The organism is Bacillus sp. BSL6, assembly GCF_052928345.1.
On the sequence record NZ_JAVGCW010000014.1, the window covers coordinates 15,988 to 41,714 of the forward strand.

A 25,727-nucleotide genomic window follows, 5' to 3' on the forward strand; every position below is an offset into this window, starting at 1 on the left:
AACTTTTGATATACACTAGACAATTTTAATCACAACCCTGGTATAATCAGTAGTTGGTACTTGCAATCGGTCTGTTTTAAAATTTAAGCTGTTCCATTTCACACCATCTTTTGATAACTCTACAACACAATCTTTCACACCAGGTATAGTAGAAAAGATATTTGCTGTAATCTTCCCTACAACAACCGTGTCTCCCATGCTTAAACCGTTGTACGTAACCCCACTACTATCGAGGCCACCTATATATTTGATAACCTCTTTTTCAATCATTTTCTTACCCATAACGATTGCAGGGAATTCTCCGTCACGTTGTACAGTAACTCGTACATACACTTTAATTTCTTCAGCTCTACTGAATCCAATCGTATGCTCATTACCCGCTTCATCAATTATTTCAAATGTTTTTTCACCAAACGATCTTATTCCTGCCGGTTTCTTTTCTAATAATGCTTTTACAATCTCGGTATCCTCACCACCATAAACAACAGCTTCAAAAGAATGAGGGGGGCGACCGTACGTATCAGGGGCGCTGTCTGTATTTCCAAAGACTACAGCCGTTCTTATTCCTGGTACTTCATTTAACAATTTTGTACGAATACCTTCCACTGTCGATGAGTTTGTAGAAAAGGAATTTGCATACCTTCTGCGGAATTCAATATCTGTTTCTTCCTCATTTCCGTATAAGGTTTGCATGGGATTAGTAACAGAGTTAACCCCAACCGCTGGCGTAATGATTTCAGTAATGGTATTAGGTAATACATTCCCTTGCGTCCCTGGTATTAACGCTTTAATTGGAATGTCAATAATTCCGTCAGCATCTTCATCTCGAACAAAATCAGTAGTTATAAATTCGATATTATCCTTTGTAGCGACAATCGTCCCTTTATTCACTGATATTCCTGGTTCCACAGAGAATCTTACTATACCAATCGCAGATTCAGCTCGGTTCCGCTCCATTCCGCGATTTTTAGCAGTATAGTCTAAACTTACTCCTTCAGCAGTAAAGTAATATGCACTATAATATATCTGTTCTGCCTGCTCATTTTCCTCTGCTCTAGCAAAAGCAATGTTTTGAATAAACAATCCCAATGGGCCACGCTCTGATAAATTAACATCATTCCCCCATAACTTACGAGCTTGTTCTTCCATTTCCCTGATAAAATCAGCATACCGCTTTCGTATAAATCCTTGTGCCGTTAACACGCATTACACCCTCCCTTCTAATGTTTCTCCTGTTTCTTTTTTCGTGAATTTGAAATCGACAGAAAGCTTACGAATTGCTTTATTGTAGTCAAATGTAATGTCTTGTAAGTTTTCTACACGGTCATCTTGTAAAGCCGCTTCAAACAATGCATTTGTTACAAGTGCTTCATCATACTGTTTTGCTTGTACAGTCGTACGATCAAATCCATGACCATTAGGATTTAAAAACCATGACCCTTTCGCTGTTTTAAATGTTACAGTTACAGCCTGCACAAGTTCATCATCACCATGGACCATTTTGAAAGAGTTCTGTCCATCTAACTCAAGATCATTATTAGCAGGATTAATGTATAAGTTTTTCAAAAGTTAGTCCCTCCCGGCTGTAGTGGCGTACCGTTCACATCAACTGACCCTTTTAAGCTGATGTTTCCATTAATAACAACATTCCCTCCGCCAATAGTAAATGTCGCGCCACCAGACTTTTCACCAACCACGAGTTTATCTGTATCTGCTGCAGGTAAACCATTTGTAAAAAGGTTAATCCCACACACTACAACAGCATCATCTACCGCGAGCATACGCTGGCTTGCAGGGTTGTTAGCCTGATACATAATATTATCTATTTCCCTTTGCACAAAGACCACTAGCACGGTATCTCCACGTTTATATGGCATTCTAATAAAGAACTCTGCGGTTTGTTGTATTCCAACTGGTACGGATTTAATAAGAGTGTCACCAGGGAGCAATTTTACATCAGCTTTCGATTTAATAGGATCATAACTGACTATTTCACCGATAGCGCATGTATTTAAACCACCAACCACCTTTTCTTTAAACCTTCTAAAAAAGTCATTTGCTTCTTTCATACTGGATACACTTCCATTTCGGTAAAGTACGTGTTTCCATTTGCTTTATGCCTACCCTTCTCCACTCGAAAAATGCCATTAGCCGTTTTTGATTTAATTTGAAGAATACTATCCGTTTTAATTCGGTGGTGGAGTAAAGATACTACCTTAAACCCCTTCATCACAATTTTCTTTTTACTCTCATCAATACCAACTTCATAACTACTTTCCACTGGTGAAGGTGTACCAATTAATCCGTGTTCTTTGTCCAAGATAAAACCAATCCTGTCACCATCAAATTTATCTCGAATGAAGATACTTCCACGATTTATATGCATTTTTGCTCCACAATCTTTTGCTACTTCACCAATTGCTTGGCCTAGCATCGTTTTTACCGTTTTAGCATTCTTATACACTACATTTATTGGCAAAATAAAAGACCCAATCTGCAATCCACTCATGTTGATTAGATCACTTAACACTTGCTTTCCTGTAATGTTTTCTGCATAGGTTTTATCCACCCATTGCTCCATCCATTTATCGTTCACATCAATCACATTAATCTTTGTAATTTTGTCCACGCCACTCCATTCGGTACGGGGATTCCTGACAAAACCAACTAAAATAGCACCAACATCTGATTGATAACCTGCGTTTAAAATTACAGGTTGCCTATCTTGTATGCTATTAATTGTTGAGTCTTTCAAATTGTATACTTCAATTTCAGATATATTCGGATCAGCTCCATCATCAAATGGAACATCAAAATTTATAGTAAAGTCTTCATTTTTAAAGACTGTATTGCCTATAATCACTTCATATTTGCGCCCCCATAGCATACTCATAACAATCCCCCTATCTCTAATAACACGGTCTTGCCGAAGTTTTCAAAGGTGACTCGTGTTTCAATACCGCTATTATCTTTAGGAGTGACTGTTACTTTTGGAAGTCGCTTATCATTCAGCGCATAAAACAACGGTAAATCCAAAACTATTTTTTCTCCAGCGACAATAACCTGCCCATCTTTTTCAATACCAATTGTGAAAAAGTCAAACCGTTTATTATAATGCACTTCAAATGTAAATAACTCTTTTGCTAGTTCCATTTCAAAACGGTATGGAATCTCTTCCTTCGTAATTTCAATATGCACTTTATCACCTACCCTGTAGGTTGTTTACGTCCTGCTGAAGACACCGCTTTTGTTTGCATCGCTTCAGCTAAAACAGACGGTTTAGCAATCCGCACTGCCACTAAGGTCATGCTGAATTTTAAACCGCCTTTTACATCCACATCATGTGTAGTATTAAAACTTTCAATAACAACGTTGTACCAACCATTCCGGTACACATAATTCAATAACTTACCTTGCTTTTGATACGAAATTAATTTTAATAATCGTGCTGCAGCATCAGGTCCAGTGAGAACCCCGCTTAAATCCATTTTATCTGTTTCTCGTTCTACGTGATCTGCAATGGATTCTCCAGACTCAATTGGATGTTCTGTTACTTTCACCCCATACTTAGGATTCTCACTGTAAACTGTATCTAAAATAATGTCACCTAGCTTTGCTTTTGGCACAAGACCACCTACCTCTATGTTGCTAGATTCATGTCATTCCAAAATTCTTCCAATGCTTTCTTTGCCGCTTCTTTCGCCTTTTGTGCAATTGTATCCGCACTATCTCCACCGCCGTTAATATGGATAACGACTTGCGGTGCAAATGTAGCATTTGAAGAACCACCACTGCCACCACTACTTCCACGAGACGGGCCATCTTTTTCAAGATTTAACGTTGGTCTTGATCCAGTTGTTCCTAATATTCCTGCATCGCGTAAAGCGTTCGATTGCCGAGCAGTTAATACAGCTTCATCTTTATGAAGTATCGCTCGATACAATTTGTTATCCTAAAGGCTTTTTATCCTCTAGTTCCTGGAGTTTCCTCGCATTATGGTATGTCGATTCATACCAGGTTCAGCATATATTTTCACCCTTCTATTTAAAGTTAGGGTGTCGGACGCTCTTGGAGGCATTCTTGCTCTCTTAACGCTCAGCCTCTATGCGTTACGGTGGCGAGTGATATTCTCGCTTACCTCGGTATTAGCATGTTGAAGTGTATAATAAAAAACACCTTATATAAGGTGTTTTAGTAAAGTGTCGAGTTTTTGATACTGCTTAGAAGATAATCTAATTAACGGAATTCCTTTTTTCTTTGCAAATTCACTTTTCTTCTCATCGTATTTTTTCACTAATTCGAATTGTTCAACCGCTTCTTGCTCTGTGGGATAGCGGTAATACATTGGTTTAAAATGATGTTCTCCATCATATTCAATTAGGGTTATTGGTTCACCATTCTCATCATCTATTGAAAAATCATAAGACAATGGCATATTTCGTTTACCTTTTAATTCTTCAAATTTACGTTGATACGTATATTTGATAAGGTTTGTATCTAACCATCTTATAATCTCATTCTCTCCAGTAGAAATACTCATTGTACATTTACGACATCTTGTCCATCCGTAACGGAAATCGCTAAATGTTTTTTCGAAAAGGTCTCCACAACTACATTTAAATGTTAGCAAGGAATTCTTTCCTGTATATTCTCCTTTTATCCATTCAGCTCCCATTCCAGTAACTATCCGCTGAACTTCGCTAGGAGAGTGAACACGATCTCTACCTCTTTCGATATAACCACACGGTTCACACATATTAAGTTCTCTATTCAAAATTTGAGAAGGAGAAGCCTTCCAATCTTTTTCACAAACTGGACATATGTGATTTATCTTTGTAGCGGTATCAATATAAGGTTCCGTGTTTATTATATCTATCCCTTTTTGTAGCTTTTTCAACTGATATGAAGCTTCGTCTGATTTGTTGTGACCACCAATTGATTCTAAATGGCAGTTAGCGCATTTTGTACTATGCTTTGCTAGTATATTAGCAGGTGTTGGTTTCCAATCTTCATCGCCACATACAGGACATCGATGTTTAATTCCTTTATTTCTCCCGATTGGTATTTCTAAATGTTCAATTGTAATACCATTCTCTGCTTTTCTTTTTATATACTCTTCATTTGTCATACGTTGCGCTTTACCTCGTAATGCATGACCGCACTTCCTGCATTGACGTTGATATTTACCATCAGTCCTATTGAACTTTACCCATTCCACTTCAAATTCTTTCCCACACCCACATGTGAGTTGAAGTATTTTTCTTCTGTTACTAGTAGTAACTTTCTGATACGTACCATTGAATTTGCAATTCGAATTATTTTCAACATACTCTTTGATTTCTTCTTCAGTATATTTCTTCGACATTTACACATCCCCTTAAAGTGTTGTTATATATACAATTATACACCTTAAGGGACACACATTCAATTTAGCCTTCACCGATTTCGTCCAATTTTTCAAAATAGATTTCTCTATTAAGCGGCTATACAATAACCGTCGAACGGCACTTGTGCAAGACCTGTAGCGTGACTTCCATCCGCTCCACCGCCACCTAACCAGGATGGCAATGACGGAAAACTAAATGACGGCATCTTAAAGCTGGTTATTTTACCAACAAATCCATCCCAAGCACTTTTTGCCTTATCGATGAAGTTTAACAGCGGGCTGAAGAAATCCTTGATAGCTGCCCCGGCACTACTCATCGCATCACTTATGGCTGTTTTTATAGAATCCCAAGTGTCCTGTGTTGATTGTTTCACAGAATTCCATTTATCAACTATCCCTTGCCAAATTTCTTGTGCCTTGTTAACAACCTTCGTTTTTGCTTCATCAATCGCAGTACCCACATATTCCTTCACGGCATTCCATTTTTCCATCGTATCGGATTTTATGGATTCCCACTTTTCTTTTAAACTAGCCCACAATTCAAGCGCTTTTGCCTTTACTGTATCCCAGTTTAGATAAAGTAGTACACCTATAGCAATCAGAGCTGCAATTGCTGCGATGACCCAAGTAATAGGGTTTGCCCACATAGCGGCATTTAATCCCATCATCGCAATAGTTTGCATTAATGTACCTGCTCGCCATGCCATCATTAAGCCATTAATAATACCGATAACTTCCATTCCTACCATCGCTATCTTAAAAGCAGCGACACCAGCAGCTAAACTAATCAAAATATCAGAAATTGGACCCCAATTATCTATAATGCTTATTCCTATATCAGATAGCATTTGGAAGAATCCCTGTACGCCTTCTGAAGTAGCGAGGAAGTTCATGAGGTTATTTAACAAACCTAGCAACTTCTCACCAAGCGGAGCAAGAGCAACCCCTACATCTACAATGAAATCAACAAGATTTCCGAGCAGTTCCATTAAAACTGGACCGTTTGTTTTAACGTATTCTATGAATCCTTTAAATCCATTTGATTCACCGACTGATGCTGCCCACGCTTGAAACCTCTCAGTTAGGCTCAGTAAACCTTGTTCCATTTGCTTTGCTAGTGGTGTAAATGCTTGTAGTAATTCGAAAATACCGCTAAATGTATTTCCAAATATATGCGCCCAATTATAAAGACTACTAGATGCTGTTGTACTTAACCATTCAAAGAAGCTATTTAATCCGCCACCAGACATGTACTTGTTCAACTCTTCTAACAGTTGCGTAAACACAGCACTTACATTACCGATTGTAGGGGCTAAATTCGTTAATGTAGCTTGTGTTAACTTTAACCCTTGGTTGAAAGCATCGAATATAGGATTTTCAAATTGCTTTGTGAAGTCTCCCCAGAACGATTTAAATTCCTGTAATTGCGTCAATGCATCCTTTTGTGACTTACTCATATCATCGTAAACTGCCGCAAGTTCCTTCTGTGCCGCCAACTTTTCTTTTGCGGTATCTGCATTTGCTATTTTTTCTTCGAGTTTGGATACTTCATCAGCTTTTTCAAATAATTGACCAAGTACAGAAATAGAAACAGCACCAAATGCAGCAACTCCAATACCTGCCGCTGTAAATGATGCACCTAATCCTAATATGCCTGCTACAAGTGGAGCAATAGCAGCCGAACCAACTGCGGTTAATGCTACAAGTGCGGTTGTAATGAGTCCTATTTTTAAAGCTGACGTTTGAGCTTCATCGCCAACATTATCTACTTCTCTCGCTGCGCTTTGAGCTGCCCTTTCAAGTTCTCGCATGGATGCACTACCCGTTGCGCCCAATACCACAATTTGTGTCGCCGCATCATTTGCTTGATCTCCTATTTCATCAAGTGCACGGCCTGTCTGGTCTGCTTGGGTTTCAATTCCATCAAGCATTCCATCACCAACGGCTGCCAACTCTGCAAGTCCTGCTACTGCACCTTGCGCTTCATCACCGATTTCATCAATGGCATTTGCTGCACCATGTGCTTCTGAAGATATTTCATCAAATGCTGCACTACCAACTGCTGCGATTTCAGCGAATTCAGCCATTACCTCATCTATTTCATTGCCCATTTCTTCCAGGGCATCTTCTATATCATCAACATCTCGTTCTATTTGATCTAAGACAGCTGTATTTACATTATCAAAGTCAATACTGACTAATAACTCGCGTAATGATCCCATTATTCACGCCCCTTTACTTTGGGGTTTTCGGCATATTCTTTTTCGCGTTCTTTTCTGTTATGCCAATCGCAGCTAAAGACTCCATAACATCCTCTGCATCCCATGTTTTCACTTCCTGGGGACTAATGTTATAGTGGGCAGCAATTATATGCGCCCACCAAAACCTAGCTGCTCTTTTAATATAGAGCTTGTCAACATGTTCAATACCAGCAAGCTCTCGTAATTCCTTATTTTCCTTGTTGAAATCGGATAGCTGATAACACCACGTCGTCTAACTCAGCAGAATCCTCAAAATCATCAAGTGTTACTTTAGGTTGTACAATAATATTTTCTAATACTGCCGCATAAAGAGATCTACGTTTACTCCCTTTATTTTCATCAACCTCATCCATAATATCTAACCAAGAAGACGGTGCTACCTTTTGGAATATAAAATCTTTCTTCTCAACTTTACTAGTATGTTTTTTTTGCTTTGCCATATTTTTGGCTCCTCTCTAGTTTTATTTATCTATTAAACTGCTGAATAATCAGCTACATAAATCGGAATTTCTACACCACTTACTTCTGCTCCAAATTCTTGAGTTGGTGTTTTGAGAATACGACATTCGTTCCCGCCAGCCTTAAATTTGCTGTCATTTGCATCAATAACTTGAACAGGGAAGTTACGTTTTTCTTTAGATAATTTACGTAAATGTGCTAATGAAGAAGATGTATGCTTTAATGTAATCGTAATTGTCGCTGTATTATCAGCACTTTCAGCAAATGTCACATCACCATGTGCCCCAACATGAGGAATCACGTTATCTTCATTTTTTTCACAGTTTACAAAAGTACCATCCATGAATCCGACCATAAACTGACCATCCACAATGACACTTACTTTCTTTGGATCATAAGAATCTACTGCCATATTGTATGAACCTCCTTAGAGTGATTAAAGTTTTAATACACCATTGATTTTCACGTTCTCAATTGCACCAGCAATCGTCGCTTCCCATTTCACATCAGGAAGAATTCTTTGTGCTTTATCGTTTGTACTTACCTCTGCACGATTTGGAGCAGTAATTGTATAAAGTGGGTTTCCATCTAAATCAGTAGCAATAATTCCTTGATTTACACCCATCTTCAACGTTTTTTCTACTTCTGCTACTACTAATGCAATACCAGCATCCGTATATGGAATTTTAGGAGTACGCACTAATAACCCGAATACATTTTCCGTCATTCGAGCTTTTAAGAAATATTGTCCTTGCAGAATATCGATATACTCACCTGATGTAGTAACACCCTTTGAAGTAATATTCACACCACCCTCAGTGATATAAGTTGATGCATTATTTGTTTCAATCTCTCCAATTGCTGTCACATCGTACTCAGCCGAGGCAATTCCATTTAGTGTTTTAAATGTCCATGTGTACGACCCTACTTGTTGTGGCGCGCATACACCCACCCAAGCTGCTGCTGGATATGTTTCTGGAGCAGGATGCACAAGAATGACAGTATTTTGCGAGTTTAATGTTTTCGCCAGTGTTTTGTTGACTGTTGATGCAAAATAGAACTTTTCTTGTGTGTTAATCCATTTAGAAAGTTCCGTAACAACTGGATCAGTTTGATTAGTGCAATGTAAGTAAAAGAAATCATTGTGCTTCTTCACTAATTCATTTAACTCTGAGCTTAAATCTGTTGGTATACCCGTCTCAGTGTAAGTAACACCTAGCACAGCTAACTTCTCTGGACGTGGCGCTTGTCCTAAAATAGCCGATGCCATTTTATACGTTTCAGAATTAGTGCCATAATCGGTGCCAATCCCATCAATTTCCGTATATTCTTTGTAATCTAGCTTCTTATCTGTAGATAAAATAAGCGGTAAACCAAATCCTTTTTGGCTCACCGCTTTTGTTTGTCTTGTGATAGTTACGCTAACGTAACGATTACCCATTCGAGATTCCTCCTTCTGTTATCACAGCGCTATCAATCCACTCAATGTCTTTTAGCTGCTGGTGAGGTATTCTTAAAATGACATCAAAACCGTTTCTGCGTTCATAATCCTCAATTACGAATGCATCACGATTGATAATATCGGTCTGATCTGCAACTGCTACCCCAATACTTTGCAATGCATCTACTCCAGCAAAAGAGAACCAGTCATATATTTTCTGCGCTAAAGTAACAGAATCATCATCATCCATCGCGTAAGCAGTAAAGGAGATAGTAGTTTTGTAATCACTTAATCTCTGTAACTTATATTCACCATTGATAACAACACCTGTTTCTTCTGCTTGTCCGACTGCTTTTCCATGTGCAGTTGTGAACTTGTATGTTGCATGTGGTACTTTTGGTCTTTCACCCATTTGATCAGCCATAATGATAGGAGCAGCACAATACTTGTTTATAGCAGGAATTAAAACGGCTCTTAACTCTTTTATGTTCATCCGTCTATCCCCTTCGCATAGTACATATATACATCTGCATAATCTTCATAATCTTTATTTGTATCGATGGTATATATTTGCTTTTTATATTCAATCTTCTGCCCTATTTTTAACGGTGCTAGCGTATAAATCTTGCGGTCTTTTCTCGTATAGGTACCATTTGCTTCCTTTTGCAATTCATCCGTTGTAAGAGGAAGAATGATGCCTATCATGTGTTGCGGTTGCGCCTTTGCACCTGGTATCCATTTACCTCCATCGTCATAATGTCCTTTTGTTTCTTCAACATGGACAATAAATGACACCTGGAATTCTTCTACGAAATCAGCAAATTGAAATGCTTTTCCACTCATTGCTATTCCACCTCATGTCGTATAGCCCCAATCATGCGACCAGTATCATGCAGAGGATTAGAAGAACCTTTTACGTTTTTTGTAGATGCAGCGTTTGGTGGGCTTGATACAGTTCTCGCATGGCGTTGTATCATACCAGCTAATTCCATACCAATCATATCTGTAAATACATCTGGATCAATATTCAGCTCTATAACTTCCGTAAATAACATATCAATTTTGTCACCAATTTTATCAACGTTATTATCAAATCCCGTTCGAATAAAGGAGCGCTCTGGTATAGTGACTTTTTTAAGTAACGCGAAAACAGGTTCAATTTTATCACCGTTAACCCTAGCCAATACGCCGCTTCCATCATCCAAACCAATCGCTTTAAGATCAGGGAAATCTGATGCGCGCTTGTTTTTCGCTTCGGGTACCAATGGTATGGTTAAGAATTGAGCCTTTTTAGGGACGATAGTTGTGCCGAATTCATGCACACCTGCAATAGTAACTAAATCTGCATCATTTCCGTATTCATAATTGTCCTCACCAAAGATACCAACCTTTATTTCCTTTTTCCCTAACTTCTCTAATGCCCTCTTAACACGATTGGTATTACTCGTACTACGAATAGTGACACTCATAAAAACCTTACCTTTCGATACGGCTTTAATAAGCGATGCACCTCGTTTGTTGTGCCACCTTCAAAGAATGATTTCGACATATCTCCGAGACTTTGGCTTTGAACATTAGAATTTTCTTGATAAGACCTAACCATCTTTGCTACTGCTTGTTTTACACCACTCGGTAATCCTTCTAGAAATTCATTCCGGCAGTACTTTATTACGTAATCAATCGCATCTTCAAGAGCTACTTTTAAATAATCGTCCTGCTCATTACCAGTGATTTTTAGTCTAATTTTAAGTTCATCTAACTCCATGAATTATTCACCACCTAAAAGCTCAATTAACTCATCACGATTTAAACTACTGTACCCCTTGAGCCCTCGCTCTTTTGCTAATTCTTTTAATTCAGATACAGTTAAATCATTCAAATCGACTTGTCCTTTTTGTGGCTCGTCAATAGATATAAAGTCTTCATACCTTAGCAATCGACTTCCGTGTTCTTCCGATACACACCAAACGTGACCCGTCTTATTATTTTGAATCCACATCATATCAACTCCTAAAAAGAGAATAAGAGAGCTATATAAGCCCTCTTATGATAGTTTTTATGCACGTTTTGCACTTAATACTGCTAACGCTTCTGGACGTGTCACCTTCGCACCGTATAAGTGAAGACCTTTCACCGCATCAGCAAAGCGCTTCTCAGGACGGTATCCCTCAACTTGAGTTGCTTGCTCTGCATAAGACCAAGCGATATTATGACCAGCAATAATTTTCGAGTTCTCAGTTGCACCTGTTCCTGCTTTTGGTGTGTTGTTAGATTTTAATACAAGGAACCCAGCAGCTTGTCCGATTACACCATTTAATAAACGCTGATCAGAAGGTAAGTTTCCTGCTTTTACAAAACGGTCATCCTTTAACATCATGCCTTCATACCAAGGTGGTAGAACAACCCATCGTCCTTGTTCTGGTACATCCGCTTCATCTAATTTCACTGATAAATCTACAAGGTATTCATATGCATCGTTTTTAGTTGGAACAACAGGTGTAGTATCATCACCAATTACATGAGCAGCTTCTACATAATGAGATGCAATAAATTGATCCGCTTGATTTCGTAAAGCGTAAGCGGCTTCTCTCATCGCTTCATCCATTAACTTAGGGTTTTGCTGGATTTTATCAACATCATCAATTTGGAAGTTGAAGAATTTAGATTGATCAATAACAAGACTACGAGTAGCGTCTGTTAATGTTTCTGGATCACTCATATTTCCGTTCTTCGTATAATTGCCAACTGTTACTTTACCAATGTTGTTGATTTTCACTGTATCACCAGCAGATCTAATCTCACCTTCATAATCACGATTAACAACTCCTGGTTGTCCAAATACTAATGTCTTCTGTAAATTTTGAAGTAAACGAGCACTCCAAATTGTTGGGATAAAATTATTAATTGCCATAGCTTAACTCCTCCTATTGTCCTTTTAAGTAGTTTTCAATCTGCTCCCAATTTGCATTAATTTCATCAGGAGACATTTTTTCAATAGCTTCTTTTGTTAATGCTTTCCCTGGGTCACCTGGTGGTTTTGGATCACGTCCACCTTGTTTAAACTTTTCTTCAACTGCTTGCTGTACAGCTAACGAAAATACTTCCTCAAACGTATCAAGACCCTTAATTGTCTTTTCTTCATCACTCCCAATAAAGTAGTCAACTAATTTAGTAGGTAACCCCTTTTCGGTAGCAATAGATAACGCTTTATTTTTAAGAGTCTCTTTCTGTTTTTCTGCTTCTAATCGTTCAAACTGTTGTTTCAGATTACGTAATTGTTTTTGGTCTTCAGTTTCAGCAGGGAAACGTTTTGCGATTTCATCTTCAATCTTTTTCGGAAGTGTTTTTGTCTCGTATGTTTTAATAGCATCCGTTACTCGTGTATCAGTGAGTGATTGCAACCACTTCTTCCCATTATCATCATCATTTACAAACGACTGAACCGCTTCAAGTGTTATTTGTAGTGGTTCTGGGCTTGGTTCTGGTGTTGGTGTAGGGTTTGGCTCCGGACTTGGATTAGGGTCACTAAAATACTGCATGTTCCCCAATCTTAAAACCGGCTGATACATTTTTTTATATAATGATACTTTCATTTCGTAGTAACCTCCTTGCCCTCCATAGTTACCTATTCAGTCCCTATTGAAGTTCAATGTTTTTTAGCAGTTTAACGTCATGCTTAGGACAAAATAAAAAGCACCCGTCATAGGATGCTTAACTGTTGAGATTTATTTTTAGTGTTATACCCAATCCATTTATGAATTTTATCAAGTCGTTTTTGATCAAAAAATGATTGGTTAAGATACCATTGTTCTAAATCATTGATATATTTACTGTTATTGCATGAACAACAAGCAGGGATTATATTTTGTCTTGTATAACTCCCACCTTTTTTCAGTGGAATAACATGTTCTTGAACTAACTCCTCATTCCTTCCGCAATAAGCACATTCGTGATTGAAGTATTCAAGTGTTTTATCCCATATTTCGGCATTATAATATTGTAGTGAATGTTTTTTTCTTGTTCTTCTTTTTTGGTTGTTTATCTTTTTCAGACGTTTCCTATTTCCTGTTTTTTCGTATTTCCGATAGCATTCTTTACACATATGGTAATGTCCGTCTTTCACTGATGAACACGAATTGAAGTTGCTATATGGCAATTCATTAATACAAACAGTACATATTTTGTGACCCTCTTTAACTTCATATACCTTGTTCGGTTGTTTGACACCATATGACTTTCTTCCTGAACAAATCTTACAATGTGAATGTAAACCGTCTTTCTTAGTCTTATCTGAAGTGAAGTATTCTTCTGTAGCTGGTAATTCCTTCATACATAAAGTGCAAACTTTGAAACCATCTTTCTTAGCTATAAAATCAGTTTCTTTAAATCTTGATCCCATGCACACTTTGCAAGATGATTCGTAACCATCTTTTCTCTCGCTTCTTCTTCTAAAATGAACTGTGTCCATTGGTAATTCTTGTTTGCACTTAGAACAAACTTTATACCCTTCTTTAGCTTTATTCATTATGTGCATTTTACCTATACCGAATTTACCACCATTACACTTCTTGCAACAATAATAAAATCCATCTTCGTATGCTTTTGAATTTGTGAAATAAACTTTATTAGCAGGGAACTCTCTTTCGCATATAGGACACAGTTTAAGTGTTTTTCCCTCTTCCGTAGTTTCTTTTTCAAGTTCGTACCCTCTGCACTTTTTACATACATGTTCTAGCCTATCTTTTGCTGTATTATGTTTACGAAAATGAATGGAATCAGCAGGAAGTTTATTTTTACATTTGCGACAAACTTTCATTTCTACTTCAATCGTGTTATTATTCAATTGTCAACATCTCCTTGTTAGGTGTTGGTCAAAGTCTTGGGTGTTACCGCACCGCAAGGCTTTTCTTATGTCTTAATTATACAATAAATGTATTGCATGTACAATAAACACAAAGTATAATCTTAACTAAAAGGAGTTGAATTTATGCGCAAAAGAATAACATTTTCACTACCAGAAGAAATGATTGAACAATTAAAAAGAATATCGGAACAAACAATGATACCTCAAGCTCGATTAGTAGAACAAGCGATAAACCAAGTTATTGAAAAATATAACAAGTCAAAATAATGGCTTGTTTTATTTTTTTACCCTTTCTTTCTTCCAATCTTCAAATGCCATCTTCTCTAACTCTTTATGATTAGGTTTTTCAACCCTCTCAATAGAGAAAGTCAAGAAACAGCGGCAATTGATATTTTCAGAAGGTGCAACCCCTAATTGCCCTGGTGCAGGTCCTGTTCCGAGTTTCCCAACAAAGTTTTCTTCAACGGGAATCGTTTTATTATTTAACATGCGGTGATTCGCAATGCCTTTTTTATTTTTAGCAGGACGAACACGTTCATCTTCTAATGTGTTCCAAGTTTTAAGTGTGATAATTCCATTCTTCCGCGCATGATAAGCCGCGTCTAATTTCCCCGCCTCTTGTACTCGATGCCCTTCTGTACGAACAATACGAGTAGCTTTGACAACATCGCCTTCTAATGAATCCTTTAAGCGTTTTGCCATTTTAGCATATGTCTCATTCTCCTGTAAGCCTTGCGCGACTTCCTGCTGGATTTTATGAATAATATCTGCCCGGTTCTTTTCTAAACGAGCTTTCAATGTTAATCCTGCCACTGGATTCTGTAGCATTGCAGTAAGTGATTCTGGTCTCACGGATGCATATCCTAGTTTGGTACGTGTAGTTGTTTCCACGCCCCATGCTGTTAGGTAGTACCCATCTTTATATACTTCTCCTAACACTTTAGTCATTTGTTTACTGACTTCTTTATGATTAACTCCCATAATCCAGTTAATCCGTTTGTTCAGCTTTTTCAGCCGATCATATTTGAGCATTTCTTCAAGCGTTAACTCTCCGTTTTGCTCATACTTTTCATATTGCTCTGCCATCAGTTTTCTAATCTCAACTAATGTTTTCGCATATTGACGAGCAATAGCCCGTTCTGCCTTTTTAATTAATTGACCAATACGCCGATTAATCAGTTTGAAGATTTCAAACAGGTTCATATCTAATCACCTACTCAATTTCTTCTTCATTGTCATCTGGTGGTAAATTATCTAAATCGATAGAACCCTCTTTTTCCTCTTCCATTAACTGCAGCTCATAGTCTACATCATCAATATAAGGTATTTGCTCTAAAACTGTTCTGTCGCTATGAATACCTTTTAATTTTGATGCAAAATCAGCAACATATAAGAGATCAATCGGAAGGTTCCTCTTAAACTCCCAGAACACATCTAAATAGTTGATATGAATTTCTTTCTTTGTCCATGCACTACAAAGAACTTTAAACTGTTCACGTAGCCCTTTTCCGAACTTACGTGCTTTTGTTCCAGCTTTATTCTCAAGTTCGATAAGTTTCCACTTACGACTTTCTCCTGTTTGTGCAGCACCGGAAAACTTCTCATCGGCCATATCAACAGATGCAGAGAACTTGTGTATGTCTTCATTTAAGTTTTTCCGGTTATTTTCTACAAAGGTATCATTGATATTTTTGGTGATAAAGTCTACATCGCCTTCTTCAGGGACTTCAAAAGCGCCTGTTTGCTTTGCGTTATCAATAACTTCCTTGTCAACTGTTGTACCTTTAAATTTCATATACGCATTAGCAAATGTTTCTATTTCATTAACTGAATCACTACGATTCTTGTCATACGCATCAATTAAAGCTTCTACCTTTTCGAAATCGCCCTTCTCTTCGTTGTTATTTTGGAAAAGAATAACCGGAACGTAATTAAACATGTGTTCTTTTACATCTTTATTATCTTCCTGATCTGCAACGAATTTACCATCCTCATTCTCGATGAAAAAGTAGATGTTTTTAGAATCATACCACTCTACTTTCGTGCGTTCTTTTTGTTCATTACCTACTATTATAGGAACTGTATAGTACCGGATAGCATGACTAATTTCATTTTTATCTTGGATAAACACAACTTCCCAAGGATTTAGATTCATAACTCTCTCGGTTCCACTTTTATCAACATATAAAAGCCTTGCAGCATAACCACAAATACTAATTAATTTCCCTAACTCACTGTCTAAATCATCGATAACATTAAGAGTATTAAAGTTAGCAAGATGACTAGTAAATGTTTCATGCTTTTTCTCATCATATTTCATCTTATCAATTTGATATGAAATCGGTTTTCCAAACAAATAACCAACTGATTGATTAATAATGTATCCTCGATAATCATGCGGTAATTTATTATTTGGTTTCTTCGGATCCGGCATAAGACGTTTTTGTATTTCTAATCCCTCTTGGTCATAACGATTGTACAAACTTAAAGTAGTATTTTTTGAAGTGGAATGCAGTTTAATTATTTCTCTAATCACATCACTGGTTGGATTATTAACTGACTTTCTAATAGTTGACCTTCTCATTATTTCACCTCACTTTAATATAGGGATGGCACTGCCTTCGCTTTCTTTTGCCCACTCTTTTCTGTATAAACGGCATATCTTACTGCATCTAATACATCGTCCCACTCTTTTACTGGTTCGCCTGTACGTTCATTCCATACATACATGAAAACTTCTTTTTTAAACCGTTCTACACGTTGCGAAACTGCTTTAAATTGTCCTAACTTTATATATTTAGCTACTATTTCAATGCCAGAAAGAACGGATTTATCAGCATTTCTCGCCTTTATCCCTTCTCTTTTAAACCTCTTTACATGCTCCGGTCTTGCCGTATCGCAATAAAAAAAGATGTTACCATAGCGTTCTTTCACACCTTTGGCAACATCTACCCAGTAATCTATTTCTTCATGTTGCTGTGCATGTTCTTCTAAAAGATATAAGTTCTCTTCTACATCTTCACCGATAACAACAATGGACCCGAAATGCTCATAGCCCCAATCGACACCAGCAAAGTATTTCGTGAATTTAATATTCTTTAGTTCAGTTTCTTCTATATAATGTACATCCTTATTGAAGTCTTTATATACTACTCCATCAGCACTACACCATAGACCCTTTATGTTTCGGTCATAAAACATCCCAACAGGAGTAGAAGCTTTAATACGTTCTCTGTATCTATCGTTTAAGAAAGTATTATCATCCAGTTCATATTGAAACGCTTTGATTGTTACATTGTCATCTTTATCGATGTAATCAACTTTAAGCCAATGTTCTGGATGGTCTGGGTTCGTATCAACTAATATACGAGCGCCTTCACCACTACAACGTGATTTAATCTCATCGAATACATCCTTATTAGCAAGAGAACCTTCATTCACATATGCCCCATAAGCAGTCATACCACGAATGGTATCTAAATGGCTTATCTTAGAATGACCAGTGCAGCATACCAAAACCCCAAACAGTTTAAATCGATTGTATTTATCCATTTGAAAATCAATACCGTATTTGTTTGTAAGTTCAATAAGTACATTCTTTGCTAATGTACCTAACGATGCACCAGCAAGTATATACTGTGGTAAATCTACACCTTCATTATCAGCAATTCTTCTCACTCGTCTTAACTCAGCAAGGAATAAATCATTGTTTAAGATTGTTTTACCAGTACGCTTTGCACCGTGTTGTATTAACATGAAGTAATCATTGTTGTAAACGTAGTCCAACACTTGTTGTTGCTTCTCGTTATACAGTTCGTTCATACTCATTTCTTAAACGCACCTTCTAACTTATCTAAGTATTGACCAATCTTATCTTCAGCAGGATTCTCATCCTTCAATTCATTTCTAATCTTATCTATCTGAGCATTCATCAGACTAAGTTTAGTACGTCTTTCATCATCTATATTAGCTAACTTATCAAAGTCTCTAATAAGAGAGGACAACGTGCTCATCGCTCTTGATTGAGCGTTAAGGAAAGCAGCATGTTTATCCCAAGCAAATTGAATCTCATATTCGATTTCTTCACCACTATCAGAAGATTTTTCTTTCTTAACTTCCTTCGTCATATCTTCCTGATCCACTACAAACATTAATCGTTGCGCCCTAATAATAGCCGTATACTGAATCGTTATGTTTTCCCATAGCATATCAATCGGATTCTTTTCCATAATCTCAGCAGCTAAGTCAGCCACATCTTCAGGGAAGTGCTTACGGAAAAAACCATGAGTAACAGCATTGTCATTTTCTTTTGGTGGACCATGACCTACAGCGTTCTTATTACCCCATTTAGGGTTCTTGTTACCCGAATTACCCACTGCATTCTTATTACCAATGGGTGCGCCTGCTTTCTTTTGTGTGCGTACTTTTTCATTGTTTGTATGCACACCTTTTCTGTCCCATTTATACCTAGTCTTCCATGACTTCACTGTATTTACACTGACATCATGTTTCTCAGCAATATCTTTATACTTCATACCGTGCATGTAATCTTCTTGAGCTAACTCGTGTTTTTGCTTAGTCACGTCACACCACCACACCACCTCTATATTAATAGGAAGGAACTTATTTCATTCCACACCTTTTATACAATCTATCTATACTAGTGAGAAACGCCTTACGCTTCACCACAGGTAGGATAGTCTCGCCGTTCACGACCTTCATGTAATAAGCAAAAGAGACCTTCAAATGACGCGCTAATTGTTCGTCCGTCATTTCTAAGTCTCTTTTTGCTACTGCTATTTGTTTTTGGAATTGTTGATTATTAATATCTACCACCTCATGCTAATCGCTTTATAAAATAAGAAGGCAAACACTTTTATTTAACGTCAGCCTTCTCTTCTTTCTTATCCTTATTAAAGAACTTCATTACTTTAAACGTTAACAACACTGGCCAGAAAGGACAAATAATTGCTAGGAAAAACAACGAAAAAAGAAACTGTATTACAATCTTAGCTTTTTCCTCTTCTGTTTTTGAATCACTCTCTTTAACTAACTTTCTCAACGGACCATACATACCCGTAGCTACAATTATCATTCCAATTGCTATATACAATAAGAAATAAAGCATCAAATCACCTCAAAATAATCTTATTTTAAAAAATCCATAACGAAATTTATTGTATGCATGGGAAATGAATACACATAACATACTAATAACTGTTAAATTGTAAACTCAACTTAACAATCACTTCCTATAACATTGATTATGGTAACCTGATATTTTACAAGAATCCCTATATATCAGTAATTTCCCGTCTTCCCTATAATTTATGATTAATTGGAATTAAATGTAATAGTATGCAAATCTCATACATTACTTTATTTTCGGGTGTTTTACGTGTCAATAGTCATTTTCCCATGCATAAACTTCACTTTGTTAACCATCTCTATTTTTGTTCAAAAATTGCACATTGTAATCGATATCCTTCTAAATACCAAATTTGATCCGTAATTCGTTTCTTGCAAATTTCAATCCCGATATTCACATCGTAATTAATCGGATCTACACAAGCGCTTGATTCAGTTAAAATAAATCCGTTTGGTAATTGCGCAACTACTACTGTACATTTACCGTGGAACTCTTCTACTGTCCAATGTGTCTTTTCTAAAATATTATTAATATCTTCTTGCGTTACTGTATTCTTCATTATTCAACAACCTCCCAATTTTCAGCGAATAACTCAATATTCGTTTCTTTCCATGGCACTCTTCCAAATCGACTATCAACATATAAGTATGGAGCAGTCATTTTACTATGTTCATCAGGGAATTGAGCGCGAATTACTACGTCAGGACTCCATTGTGGTAATCTCATGCCTTTACCTTGTTTTACTTCTTCAAACGCTTGACCAAAATTCATATGTATTCCTCCTCTATTTTCGTTCGTTGTGTTCGTTTGTTTTGTTAACCGACTTAGTTCCAGTCCAAATGGAAAGCGAGCAGAGAAAAGTGAAACACAATAACCCGGTTACTGTAATAATTACTAATCCATCCATTCCCCTCACCCCTTAGCTTCCGCTCTCTGCTCCAAATACTCCTGAATCACAATATCCATCGCTTGTTCTTCAGTAAATCCAGCAGCAACTAATCCTTCTTTCATATTGAATAGCATTTCTCCAACTGTCTTATATCCTTCGTATACCTGATTCATTTGGTCATTCTTAATTTCAGAGAACATATTATCAAAAGGATTATCACTCGTAGTACCTAATATTTCTTTTTCAAGCCCTTTAGCTAACCCTTCTGCAAATCCTTTGAACAATTCTGCGCCTAAATCTACATTAACCTGTTTCTTCTTCATCCCTTCTCCTCCTTATCTTTCCTTAACAACAAACAAGACGCCCACCAGATCACGGTAGCGCCTACGATAATTGCTATTGGTTTAATCATTTACATCCTCTTCTATATCAGCAGCAAGTGATTCTGCGTAATACTTATCTTCTTCATATGTTTCAATATAACTTCTCTTCAAAATTTCTAAGTAGTTATCGTTCATATGTCTACCTTCCTTTAGGTGCCAACTTCACGTTTAATATGTATTTTCTATATAACAACAAAATAAAAAGCCCCATTACTCCTACTAATAACCCAAGTGGAACTTGAGCCTTCGAAGTAATCAGGCTTTTTCAAGGGGATGGGAGAATTCTTCATATACGAAAGAGGGGACCTTCGCATTATGGATGATTAATTCAAGGATAAAAACTAATTCTTATCCTTCTCCAAGCCACCGCATCAACTAGTATGGCTACACGCCCTGTGTTCGGTGACTGGGAGAAGAGCAAGAATATGCTCTTTATATCCTTTGAAGTAAGTATTGCTCGAGTTACTTACTTCTGATCAATCTGCGCTCAGTTGCGCCGGGGAGCAAGTCCCAAAATATGAGGCCTATAACCTCTTTCAACATACAGTTTTCTATATGCTCAAAGAGAGCTAAGGACTCTCTTATAAAGGATTTTTAATTTATATCAAGACGTGTATGTTTCTTCCGACGCCTTGTTTGAACCAATATACAAGGAGGACAGTAGACTGTCTATATTGGCTCAAACAAAGAGCGGATGCTCTCTGCACAACGAAAGATGTGAGTAATCCGTTGAAAGTGTAAATCATGTCGCCTGAACAGGTGAAGTGAAGCCTATTTTAATATTTGTTTTCTTTCAATAAAAGTGATGTTCATTTAATCATAAATAAACCACCCCATTCCATTTCCAGAAACAAATAACAGAGAGTAATAGACTTATATTCACTATCAGCCCAGAGGACGCATCTGAGCTGAATACTAAATACAATAGAAACAGTATGACGAATGCGAGTTATCTCACACCCGCCACACTGGAATATGTCTTAATTAGTTATAATTCATTTTAATTGTCCTCTTTTAAGGGAATCTTACCACCCTTTATCGCGGGTTCTTACCGCCCATGCCCGGTCTTCGGTAACGTTTTGTTAACGGGGCCAACATCATAATGGACGCTCCTCTTAAGAGGTTATGAAAATGGTTACGCTATCCCCTTAGTTATGCTGTTTTCAAAGAGCAATTAACTGTAGGTATAGCGTACCGTTTATTCAATTGTTAAAAGGTACTTAAAAAGGTGCCCAAAAGTGACATTTTCTTAGATTTACGAGATCATTCCAAGCGCTTTAGCAACACTTAATACAGCAGCCTTTCTTTTTCTATAAAACGTTCTTTTGTGTAGGCCGAGCACAGTATAAATGTAATCATCATTTAGCAATTTTATATTCATATACTTCATTTCAAGTATAGCTTTCTGATCTTCATCTAACGTTTCTTCTAACGTTCGTTTGATTTGAATATATCGCAGGTAGTCTTGATTCTCCTCCTCTTTATTGGTTCGTAACTCTGGGAATAATAGTTCTACGCCAAATGCTGTACGTTCTTGTCTATTTTGATACTTCACTTTAAGCACACGATAATCTTGCAGTGCTTCAATTACATATGGTCTGATTGTTTTTTCATCAATTAATTGTTTTTGTCCCAAACTAGAATCCCCCTATTTCTGAATTTGTCTTTTTACATTCACATCAGGTACGTGAAATTTTACTATCTCTTTGTTGAATAAGGGAACATCGCGCATTAACATAGCCCCCACCACACTATTGCGCATTGTTCCGCTATCCATTAAGCTGTTTGTTTTTTGTTACCCTGCACTTTCTTATCTTCTACCCACCCTTCACTGAATAACTGCTTTAATTCCTTAAACTTAAAAGTACCGTACATCCAAACTTTATGACGTTCCCAACCAAACCCTGATTCTTCTCTATACAAAAAGCATTCTTTACTTCCTGTACGTCTTTTCATCTATTCAACTCCTTTATGATCTTGTCCATTCACCTAACTCCTTGTCCCATATCACAACGATTAACTCCTGTTTATTTAAGTACTCCCATAACTTCTTACGTATCGGGAATCCTTCATTAATAGCCTTCTTACTTCCCTTCACATCTACAACCTCTACACGTCCATCTGAGTACGTTACTTTAAAGTCTGGAGTAAACCTCATAGCTGTCTTTTTAGACTTCCCTGACTTCGTTATACTGCTCTTAATCTCAAAAGATGGTACTAAGGTGTAGGATGGATGACACTCAATATGAGCAACATCCTCCCGTCCCTTTAAGTACTTGTAATAGTTCATTTCCGACTGCGAATCAAAATCAATTCCGTCATAAGTTACTTTCTTTTGTTTGATCCGTGGTGCGTTCTTTTTCTTGATTACAACCTTTCTTCTAACCACTTAGTATCCTCGCCCTCTATTCCATTTGTTCTTTGCACTCTTCAAGAAAATCAATAACTTCCTGAACATGCTCCCTTGTTGTCATACTCTCCATCACGTACCCTGCATCGTTATAAACATTAACCTTATCCCCTGTAAACTCCATCCCGCACATTCCGTCTGCGCCTAATAGCTTTACGTTACCTTTCATTCTTTTAACCTCGCTTTCTATTCAAAGGATTATTTTGTTGAGTTTTATCCGTAAATTACTCTCACTTCATGGATAAGATCTGTTTCTTCTGTCATAATTCTAGCGATTTCATATACATCGTTAATATCTTCATAGTTATAAGCTTCAACACACTCACCAAGTAAAAAGATACCTACTTTCATTCCCCTCTACCTCCTTTTGTATTAAATGTGACAATCTACTATTACAACTACATCCCCAGCTTCTAACGGATTAATAAACCGTTCTGTAAATTTACCATCCCAATCATCTGACTCCACATCTGTTTCTGATGACATTCCGAACCATCCCATATCGCCTTTCGCGATCCAATTACCCTGTTTATCAATGACCGCATACGTAGATAATGTTTTTGAATTTCGTTGTACATATTCTTCTTCTGTTTCCCCTTTTCGTGCGCCATACATAAGAACTTTTAATACATCATTCGGAGATTCTTGCATTGCTTTCCAATCATTCTTTGCAGATCGAACATTCTTATCTTTCATCGCTTGTAGGTCTAATTCTCCTGCATATGCTGCATCACAACTGTTCCCATCTTTATCGATTAGTAAGTTGCTCCATCTTCCACCTACAACATACCAATCCCATTTAGAATTTGGGTTATAAGTACTTAAATGATTTCCTTCTTCATCAATCTGCTCACCGTCATCTATGTACCAGTACTGCAACCATGCTTCATATGACGTCTCATTTGCTTCTGAAGACTTATTGTATTCTTCAATTAGTTCTTGCTTAGTTTTATAAATATATGGAGTTACTTCTTTTTCTTCATCGAATGGTGCCATAACACTCTCTAAATACTTTCTATCCCCAGCTTTTTCTTTTGGAATTTGTACCATAACCGCAAAATGACTCATAATTAACTTCCTCCTTGTTTTTTATTAAAATGAAATTTTTATACTAATCTTCCTCAAGTTCCGTAACAGTTATATAATTTCTAGCATTTTTTCGTTCTGCTACTCGCCTTTTATATGCTGGTCTCTTATAAAATTTAACGGTTTCAGGACGTACGCCCATATGTTGAGCGCATTGCAGTATGGTCCCGACGCATACGAATGATTCACCTTTATAAACGACGTACTCCTTTACCTTCACTGTTCATTCTCCTTCCTTCCCAAATAGCGTTTTTGTTAGATATCAAACAAACTACTTAATCATTATTTATTTCAATTGTTATTTTGACATTTTTACCTTTAAATTCTTCTAGTAAATCATCCAATGTTTCACTAGGACATATACCACGATCAGCATCTTCTTTATTATCAAATAAACCTAATTTGTCATAGTCTCCGCCTAGCCACCCACCAATTTCTTTCATAATGTCCACTCGCTTTCTATTCCAATAACGATTTTATTTTGTTTCTTCACATGTACAATCGTGTAACCACTCGTCACACTTATTACACACACAATCGCATTTCTCTATTTCCTTATCACACTTAGCGCAATAATCTATAACTTCATAAATCATCGTAATCCCTCCATAGCTAGTTTCATCGCTTCATGCAGACTATCCGACGACCAATGTCCCTCGTCTGCTAATGAATCATAAATTTCATGCGTTGTTAGCCCTACCATGAGCTCAACTTGAATTCTTCTAATTAACTTTCCGAAGTTATTTGTATAATTCAATTGATCCACCCTTTTCTTCAAAATAACTATTTTGTACTAATTGAATCCCAATCAAATGTTTCTAATATATTCAACAGTCGTTCTACTTTTGGCGCTCTCCAAGCCGTCATAGCGTATGTATGGGCTTTCGAAGTGTAATGATGCTTGTTTAGTTCTAAGTGACGTTTCGCTTCTTCTTTTGTTAGAAACATAGTGTTAGGTACAATAAACTCTTCTTCTTTAACAAAAACTGTGCCATAGTACCCACATTCGTTCATATTGTCCTCTACATACTCCCATAACTCATCGAAGTTCTCATTTTCGTCATTGATAAGATTCTGTAATTCTTCATCTTCTTCAATTTCATCTTCAAAATATTCTTCTAAGAACTCTTTTAAATCACTAAAATTAGAGAATTTAACATGATCACCATCGTTAAAGAAACGCTCCTCATTCCCACTGTCATAGTTCTCGTTTCCTGGAACAAATCTATAATCCATAATCGTCCAAAAACGCGGTGCTGCTTGTGAATCATAATCATGTTCACCTTCGTGCTTCAAAATTGCTTGTAGTTCTTTTAAAAATTGAATGTCCTTGTTCATTTCCCATTCCCCTTTACGAATAATCTTTTTTACATTACACATACTACCCGTAAGCCGACTT

General features: G+C 37.0%; 39 protein-coding genes. 1 reads left to right on the forward strand and 38 read right to left on the reverse strand.

Annotated features, from left to right (window positions below; translation table 11 throughout):
- Nucleotides 1–15: 15 nt before the first annotated feature.
- From RCJ96_RS25890 to RCJ96_RS25985, 20 genes are all read right to left on the reverse strand, one after another.
- A complete protein-coding gene (locus RCJ96_RS25890) occupies nt 16–1,203 on the reverse strand; it encodes a baseplate J/gp47 family protein (RefSeq protein ID WP_416504645.1) in 1,188 nt (395 codons plus the stop codon).
- A gap of 3 nt (nt 1,204–1,206) precedes the next feature.
- Complete coding sequence (locus tag RCJ96_RS25895; protein ID WP_416504646.1) at nt 1,207–1,566, reverse strand: contractile injection system sheath initiator; 360 nt, start codon at nt 1,564–1,566, stop codon at nt 1,207–1,209.
- Nucleotides 1,563–2,069, reverse strand: coding sequence for a Gp138 family membrane-puncturing spike protein (locus RCJ96_RS25900; protein WP_416504647.1), 507 nt, complete (start codon nt 2,067–2,069; stop codon nt 1,563–1,565). The genes RCJ96_RS25895 and RCJ96_RS25900 overlap by 4 nt, the downstream gene beginning before the upstream one ends.
- On the reverse strand, nt 2,066–2,893 hold the full coding sequence (locus RCJ96_RS25905) for a phage protein (RefSeq protein ID WP_416504648.1): 828 nt from the start codon (nt 2,891–2,893) through the stop codon (nt 2,066–2,068). Before RCJ96_RS25905 ends, RCJ96_RS25900 begins: the two co-directional genes overlap by 4 nt.
- Entirely contained in the window at nt 2,890–3,198 is a 309-nt protein-coding gene (locus RCJ96_RS25910; RefSeq protein WP_416504649.1) for a phage baseplate plug family protein, read from the reverse strand. The genes RCJ96_RS25905 and RCJ96_RS25910 overlap by 4 nt, the downstream gene beginning before the upstream one ends.
- An 8-nt stretch (nt 3,199–3,206) precedes the next feature.
- On the reverse strand, nt 3,207–3,626 hold the full coding sequence (locus RCJ96_RS25915) for a phage baseplate protein (RefSeq protein WP_341119515.1): 420 nt from the start codon (nt 3,624–3,626) through the stop codon (nt 3,207–3,209).
- Nucleotides 3,627–3,640: 14 nt separating this feature from the next.
- Complete coding sequence (locus RCJ96_RS25920) at nt 3,641–3,943, reverse strand: hypothetical protein (protein ID WP_416504650.1); 303 nt, start codon at nt 3,941–3,943, stop codon at nt 3,641–3,643.
- Nucleotides 3,944–4,177: 234 nt separating this feature from the next.
- Nucleotides 4,178–5,365, reverse strand: a complete 1,188-nt coding sequence (locus RCJ96_RS25925) for a hypothetical protein (protein WP_416504651.1) — start codon at nt 5,363–5,365, stop codon at nt 4,178–4,180.
- Between the two features lie 110 nt (nt 5,366–5,475).
- The gene (locus RCJ96_RS25930) at nt 5,476–7,608 is read right to left on the reverse strand and encodes a hypothetical protein (RefSeq protein WP_416504652.1); all 2,133 of its coding nucleotides are present in this window, start codon (nt 7,606–7,608) and stop codon (nt 5,476–5,478) included.
- Nucleotides 7,609–7,835: 227 nt separating this feature from the next.
- Nucleotides 7,836–8,087: a hypothetical protein gene (locus RCJ96_RS25935; protein WP_446699884.1), complete on the reverse strand. Its 252-nt coding sequence runs from the start codon at nt 8,085–8,087 to the stop codon at nt 7,836–7,838.
- Nucleotides 8,088–8,119: 32 nt separating this feature from the next.
- Nucleotides 8,120–8,518 carry a phage structural protein gene (locus tag RCJ96_RS25940; protein ID WP_446699885.1) on the reverse strand — a complete coding sequence of 133 codons (399 nt, stop codon included), beginning with the start codon at nt 8,516–8,518 and terminating at the stop codon, nt 8,120–8,122.
- Nucleotides 8,519–8,542: 24 nt separating this feature from the next.
- On the reverse strand, nt 8,543–9,547 hold the full coding sequence (locus RCJ96_RS25945; protein ID WP_341119508.1) for a DUF3383 family protein: 1,005 nt from the start codon (nt 9,545–9,547) through the stop codon (nt 8,543–8,545).
- Nucleotides 9,540–10,040, reverse strand: a complete 501-nt coding sequence (locus RCJ96_RS25950) for a phage neck terminator protein (RefSeq protein ID WP_446699886.1) — start codon at nt 10,038–10,040, stop codon at nt 9,540–9,542. The genes RCJ96_RS25945 and RCJ96_RS25950 overlap by 8 nt, the downstream gene beginning before the upstream one ends.
- A complete protein-coding gene (locus RCJ96_RS25955) occupies nt 10,037–10,390 on the reverse strand; it encodes a hypothetical protein (protein WP_446699887.1) in 354 nt (117 codons plus the stop codon). The genes RCJ96_RS25950 and RCJ96_RS25955 overlap by 4 nt, the downstream gene beginning before the upstream one ends.
- Before the next feature lie 2 nt (nt 10,391–10,392).
- Nucleotides 10,393–11,016, reverse strand: a complete 624-nt coding sequence (locus tag RCJ96_RS25960; RefSeq protein ID WP_446699888.1) for a hypothetical protein — start codon at nt 11,014–11,016, stop codon at nt 10,393–10,395.
- Complete coding sequence (locus RCJ96_RS25965) at nt 11,013–11,312, reverse strand: head-tail connector protein (protein WP_446699889.1); 300 nt, start codon at nt 11,310–11,312, stop codon at nt 11,013–11,015. The genes RCJ96_RS25960 and RCJ96_RS25965 overlap by 4 nt, the downstream gene beginning before the upstream one ends.
- 3 nt (nt 11,313–11,315) lie before the next feature.
- Nucleotides 11,316–11,546: a Rho termination factor N-terminal domain-containing protein gene (locus RCJ96_RS25970; RefSeq protein WP_446699890.1), complete on the reverse strand. Its 231-nt coding sequence runs from the start codon at nt 11,544–11,546 to the stop codon at nt 11,316–11,318.
- A gap of 57 nt (nt 11,547–11,603) precedes the next feature.
- On the reverse strand, nt 11,604–12,458 hold the full coding sequence (locus tag RCJ96_RS25975) for a P22 phage major capsid protein family protein (protein WP_341119499.1): 855 nt from the start codon (nt 12,456–12,458) through the stop codon (nt 11,604–11,606).
- Between the two features lie 13 nt (nt 12,459–12,471).
- Nucleotides 12,472–13,140, reverse strand: coding sequence for a DUF4355 domain-containing protein (locus tag RCJ96_RS25980; RefSeq protein WP_446699891.1), 669 nt, complete (start codon nt 13,138–13,140; stop codon nt 12,472–12,474).
- Nucleotides 13,141–13,247: 107 nt separating this feature from the next.
- Nucleotides 13,248–14,390 carry an HNH endonuclease gene (locus RCJ96_RS25985; RefSeq protein WP_341119497.1) on the reverse strand — a complete coding sequence of 381 codons (1,143 nt, stop codon included), beginning with the start codon at nt 14,388–14,390 and terminating at the stop codon, nt 13,248–13,250.
- A gap of 144 nt (nt 14,391–14,534) precedes the next feature.
- On the opposite strand from RCJ96_RS25985, the gene RCJ96_RS25990 reads away from it, so the two are divergent.
- Complete coding sequence (locus RCJ96_RS25990; RefSeq protein WP_341119496.1) at nt 14,535–14,678, forward strand: ribbon-helix-helix domain-containing protein; 144 nt, start codon at nt 14,535–14,537, stop codon at nt 14,676–14,678.
- Nucleotides 14,679–14,687: 9 nt separating this feature from the next.
- Here RCJ96_RS25990 and RCJ96_RS25995 read toward each other — a convergent pair whose 3' ends face one another.
- The 18 genes from RCJ96_RS25995 to RCJ96_RS26080 all read right to left on the reverse strand — a co-directional run bounded on the left by RCJ96_RS25995 (nt 14,688) and on the right by RCJ96_RS26080 (nt 25,666).
- Nucleotides 14,688–15,614 (reverse strand): phage minor head protein, encoded by a 927-nt coding sequence (locus RCJ96_RS25995; RefSeq protein ID WP_341119495.1) that lies wholly within the window; start codon nt 15,612–15,614, stop codon nt 14,688–14,690.
- Nucleotides 15,615–15,624: 10 nt separating this feature from the next.
- Nucleotides 15,625–16,995: a phage portal protein gene (locus RCJ96_RS26000; RefSeq protein ID WP_446699892.1), complete on the reverse strand. Its 1,371-nt coding sequence runs from the start codon at nt 16,993–16,995 to the stop codon at nt 15,625–15,627.
- A gap of 14 nt (nt 16,996–17,009) precedes the next feature.
- Nucleotides 17,010–18,239, reverse strand: a complete 1,230-nt coding sequence (locus tag RCJ96_RS26005) for a PBSX family phage terminase large subunit (protein WP_446699893.1) — start codon at nt 18,237–18,239, stop codon at nt 17,010–17,012.
- A complete protein-coding gene (terS, locus tag RCJ96_RS26010; protein WP_446699908.1) occupies nt 18,236–18,955 on the reverse strand; it encodes a phage terminase small subunit in 720 nt (239 codons plus the stop codon). The genes RCJ96_RS26005 and terS overlap by 4 nt, the downstream gene beginning before the upstream one ends.
- Nucleotides 18,956–19,287: 332 nt before the next feature.
- Nucleotides 19,288–19,539: a hypothetical protein gene (locus RCJ96_RS26015; RefSeq protein WP_446699894.1), complete on the reverse strand. Its 252-nt coding sequence runs from the start codon at nt 19,537–19,539 to the stop codon at nt 19,288–19,290.
- A 319-nt stretch (nt 19,540–19,858) separates the two neighbouring features.
- The gene (locus tag RCJ96_RS26020; protein ID WP_446699895.1) at nt 19,859–20,119 is read right to left on the reverse strand and encodes a Gp49 family protein; all 261 of its coding nucleotides are present in this window, start codon (nt 20,117–20,119) and stop codon (nt 19,859–19,861) included.
- A complete protein-coding gene (locus tag RCJ96_RS26025) occupies nt 20,119–20,331 on the reverse strand; it encodes a Thoeris anti-defense Tad2 family protein (protein ID WP_446699896.1) in 213 nt (70 codons plus the stop codon). Before RCJ96_RS26025 ends, RCJ96_RS26020 begins: the two co-directional genes overlap by 1 nt.
- A 141-nt stretch (nt 20,332–20,472) precedes the next feature.
- Complete coding sequence (locus RCJ96_RS26030; protein WP_446699897.1) at nt 20,473–20,772, reverse strand: hypothetical protein; 300 nt, start codon at nt 20,770–20,772, stop codon at nt 20,473–20,475.
- A 1,315-nt stretch (nt 20,773–22,087) separates the two neighbouring features.
- Nucleotides 22,088–22,468 carry an ArpU family transcriptional regulator gene (locus RCJ96_RS26035; RefSeq protein WP_446699898.1) on the reverse strand — a complete coding sequence of 127 codons (381 nt, stop codon included), beginning with the start codon at nt 22,466–22,468 and terminating at the stop codon, nt 22,088–22,090.
- A gap of 140 nt (nt 22,469–22,608) precedes the next feature.
- Entirely contained in the window at nt 22,609–22,788 is a 180-nt protein-coding gene (locus RCJ96_RS26040) for a hypothetical protein (RefSeq protein WP_100635118.1), read from the reverse strand.
- A 13-nt stretch (nt 22,789–22,801) separates the two neighbouring features.
- Nucleotides 22,802–23,221: a DUF1064 domain-containing protein gene (locus RCJ96_RS26045; protein WP_100635119.1), complete on the reverse strand. Its 420-nt coding sequence runs from the start codon at nt 23,219–23,221 to the stop codon at nt 22,802–22,804.
- Nucleotides 23,222–23,237: 16 nt separating this feature from the next.
- A complete protein-coding gene (locus RCJ96_RS26050) occupies nt 23,238–23,411 on the reverse strand; it encodes a hypothetical protein (protein WP_181360166.1) in 174 nt (57 codons plus the stop codon).
- 44 nt (nt 23,412–23,455) lie between these two features.
- Nucleotides 23,456–23,593, reverse strand: coding sequence for a hypothetical protein (locus RCJ96_RS26055; RefSeq protein ID WP_000862742.1), 138 nt, complete (start codon nt 23,591–23,593; stop codon nt 23,456–23,458).
- Between the two features lie 21 nt (nt 23,594–23,614).
- Complete coding sequence (locus tag RCJ96_RS26060) at nt 23,615–24,310, reverse strand: hypothetical protein (protein ID WP_000017813.1); 696 nt, start codon at nt 24,308–24,310, stop codon at nt 23,615–23,617.
- A gap of 43 nt (nt 24,311–24,353) precedes the next feature.
- Nucleotides 24,354–24,548, reverse strand: coding sequence for a hypothetical protein (locus RCJ96_RS26065; protein WP_000864997.1), 195 nt, complete (start codon nt 24,546–24,548; stop codon nt 24,354–24,356).
- A gap of 55 nt (nt 24,549–24,603) precedes the next feature.
- Nucleotides 24,604–24,780, reverse strand: coding sequence for a hypothetical protein (locus RCJ96_RS26070; protein WP_446699899.1), 177 nt, complete (start codon nt 24,778–24,780; stop codon nt 24,604–24,606).
- Nucleotides 24,781–24,920: 140 nt separating this feature from the next.
- Nucleotides 24,921–25,085: a hypothetical protein gene (locus tag RCJ96_RS26075; RefSeq protein ID WP_416504688.1), complete on the reverse strand. Its 165-nt coding sequence runs from the start codon at nt 25,083–25,085 to the stop codon at nt 24,921–24,923.
- Nucleotides 25,086–25,111: 26 nt separating this feature from the next.
- Nucleotides 25,112–25,666 carry a hypothetical protein gene (locus tag RCJ96_RS26080; protein ID WP_416504673.1) on the reverse strand — a complete coding sequence of 185 codons (555 nt, stop codon included), beginning with the start codon at nt 25,664–25,666 and terminating at the stop codon, nt 25,112–25,114.
- Nucleotides 25,667–25,727 lie beyond the last annotated feature (61 nt).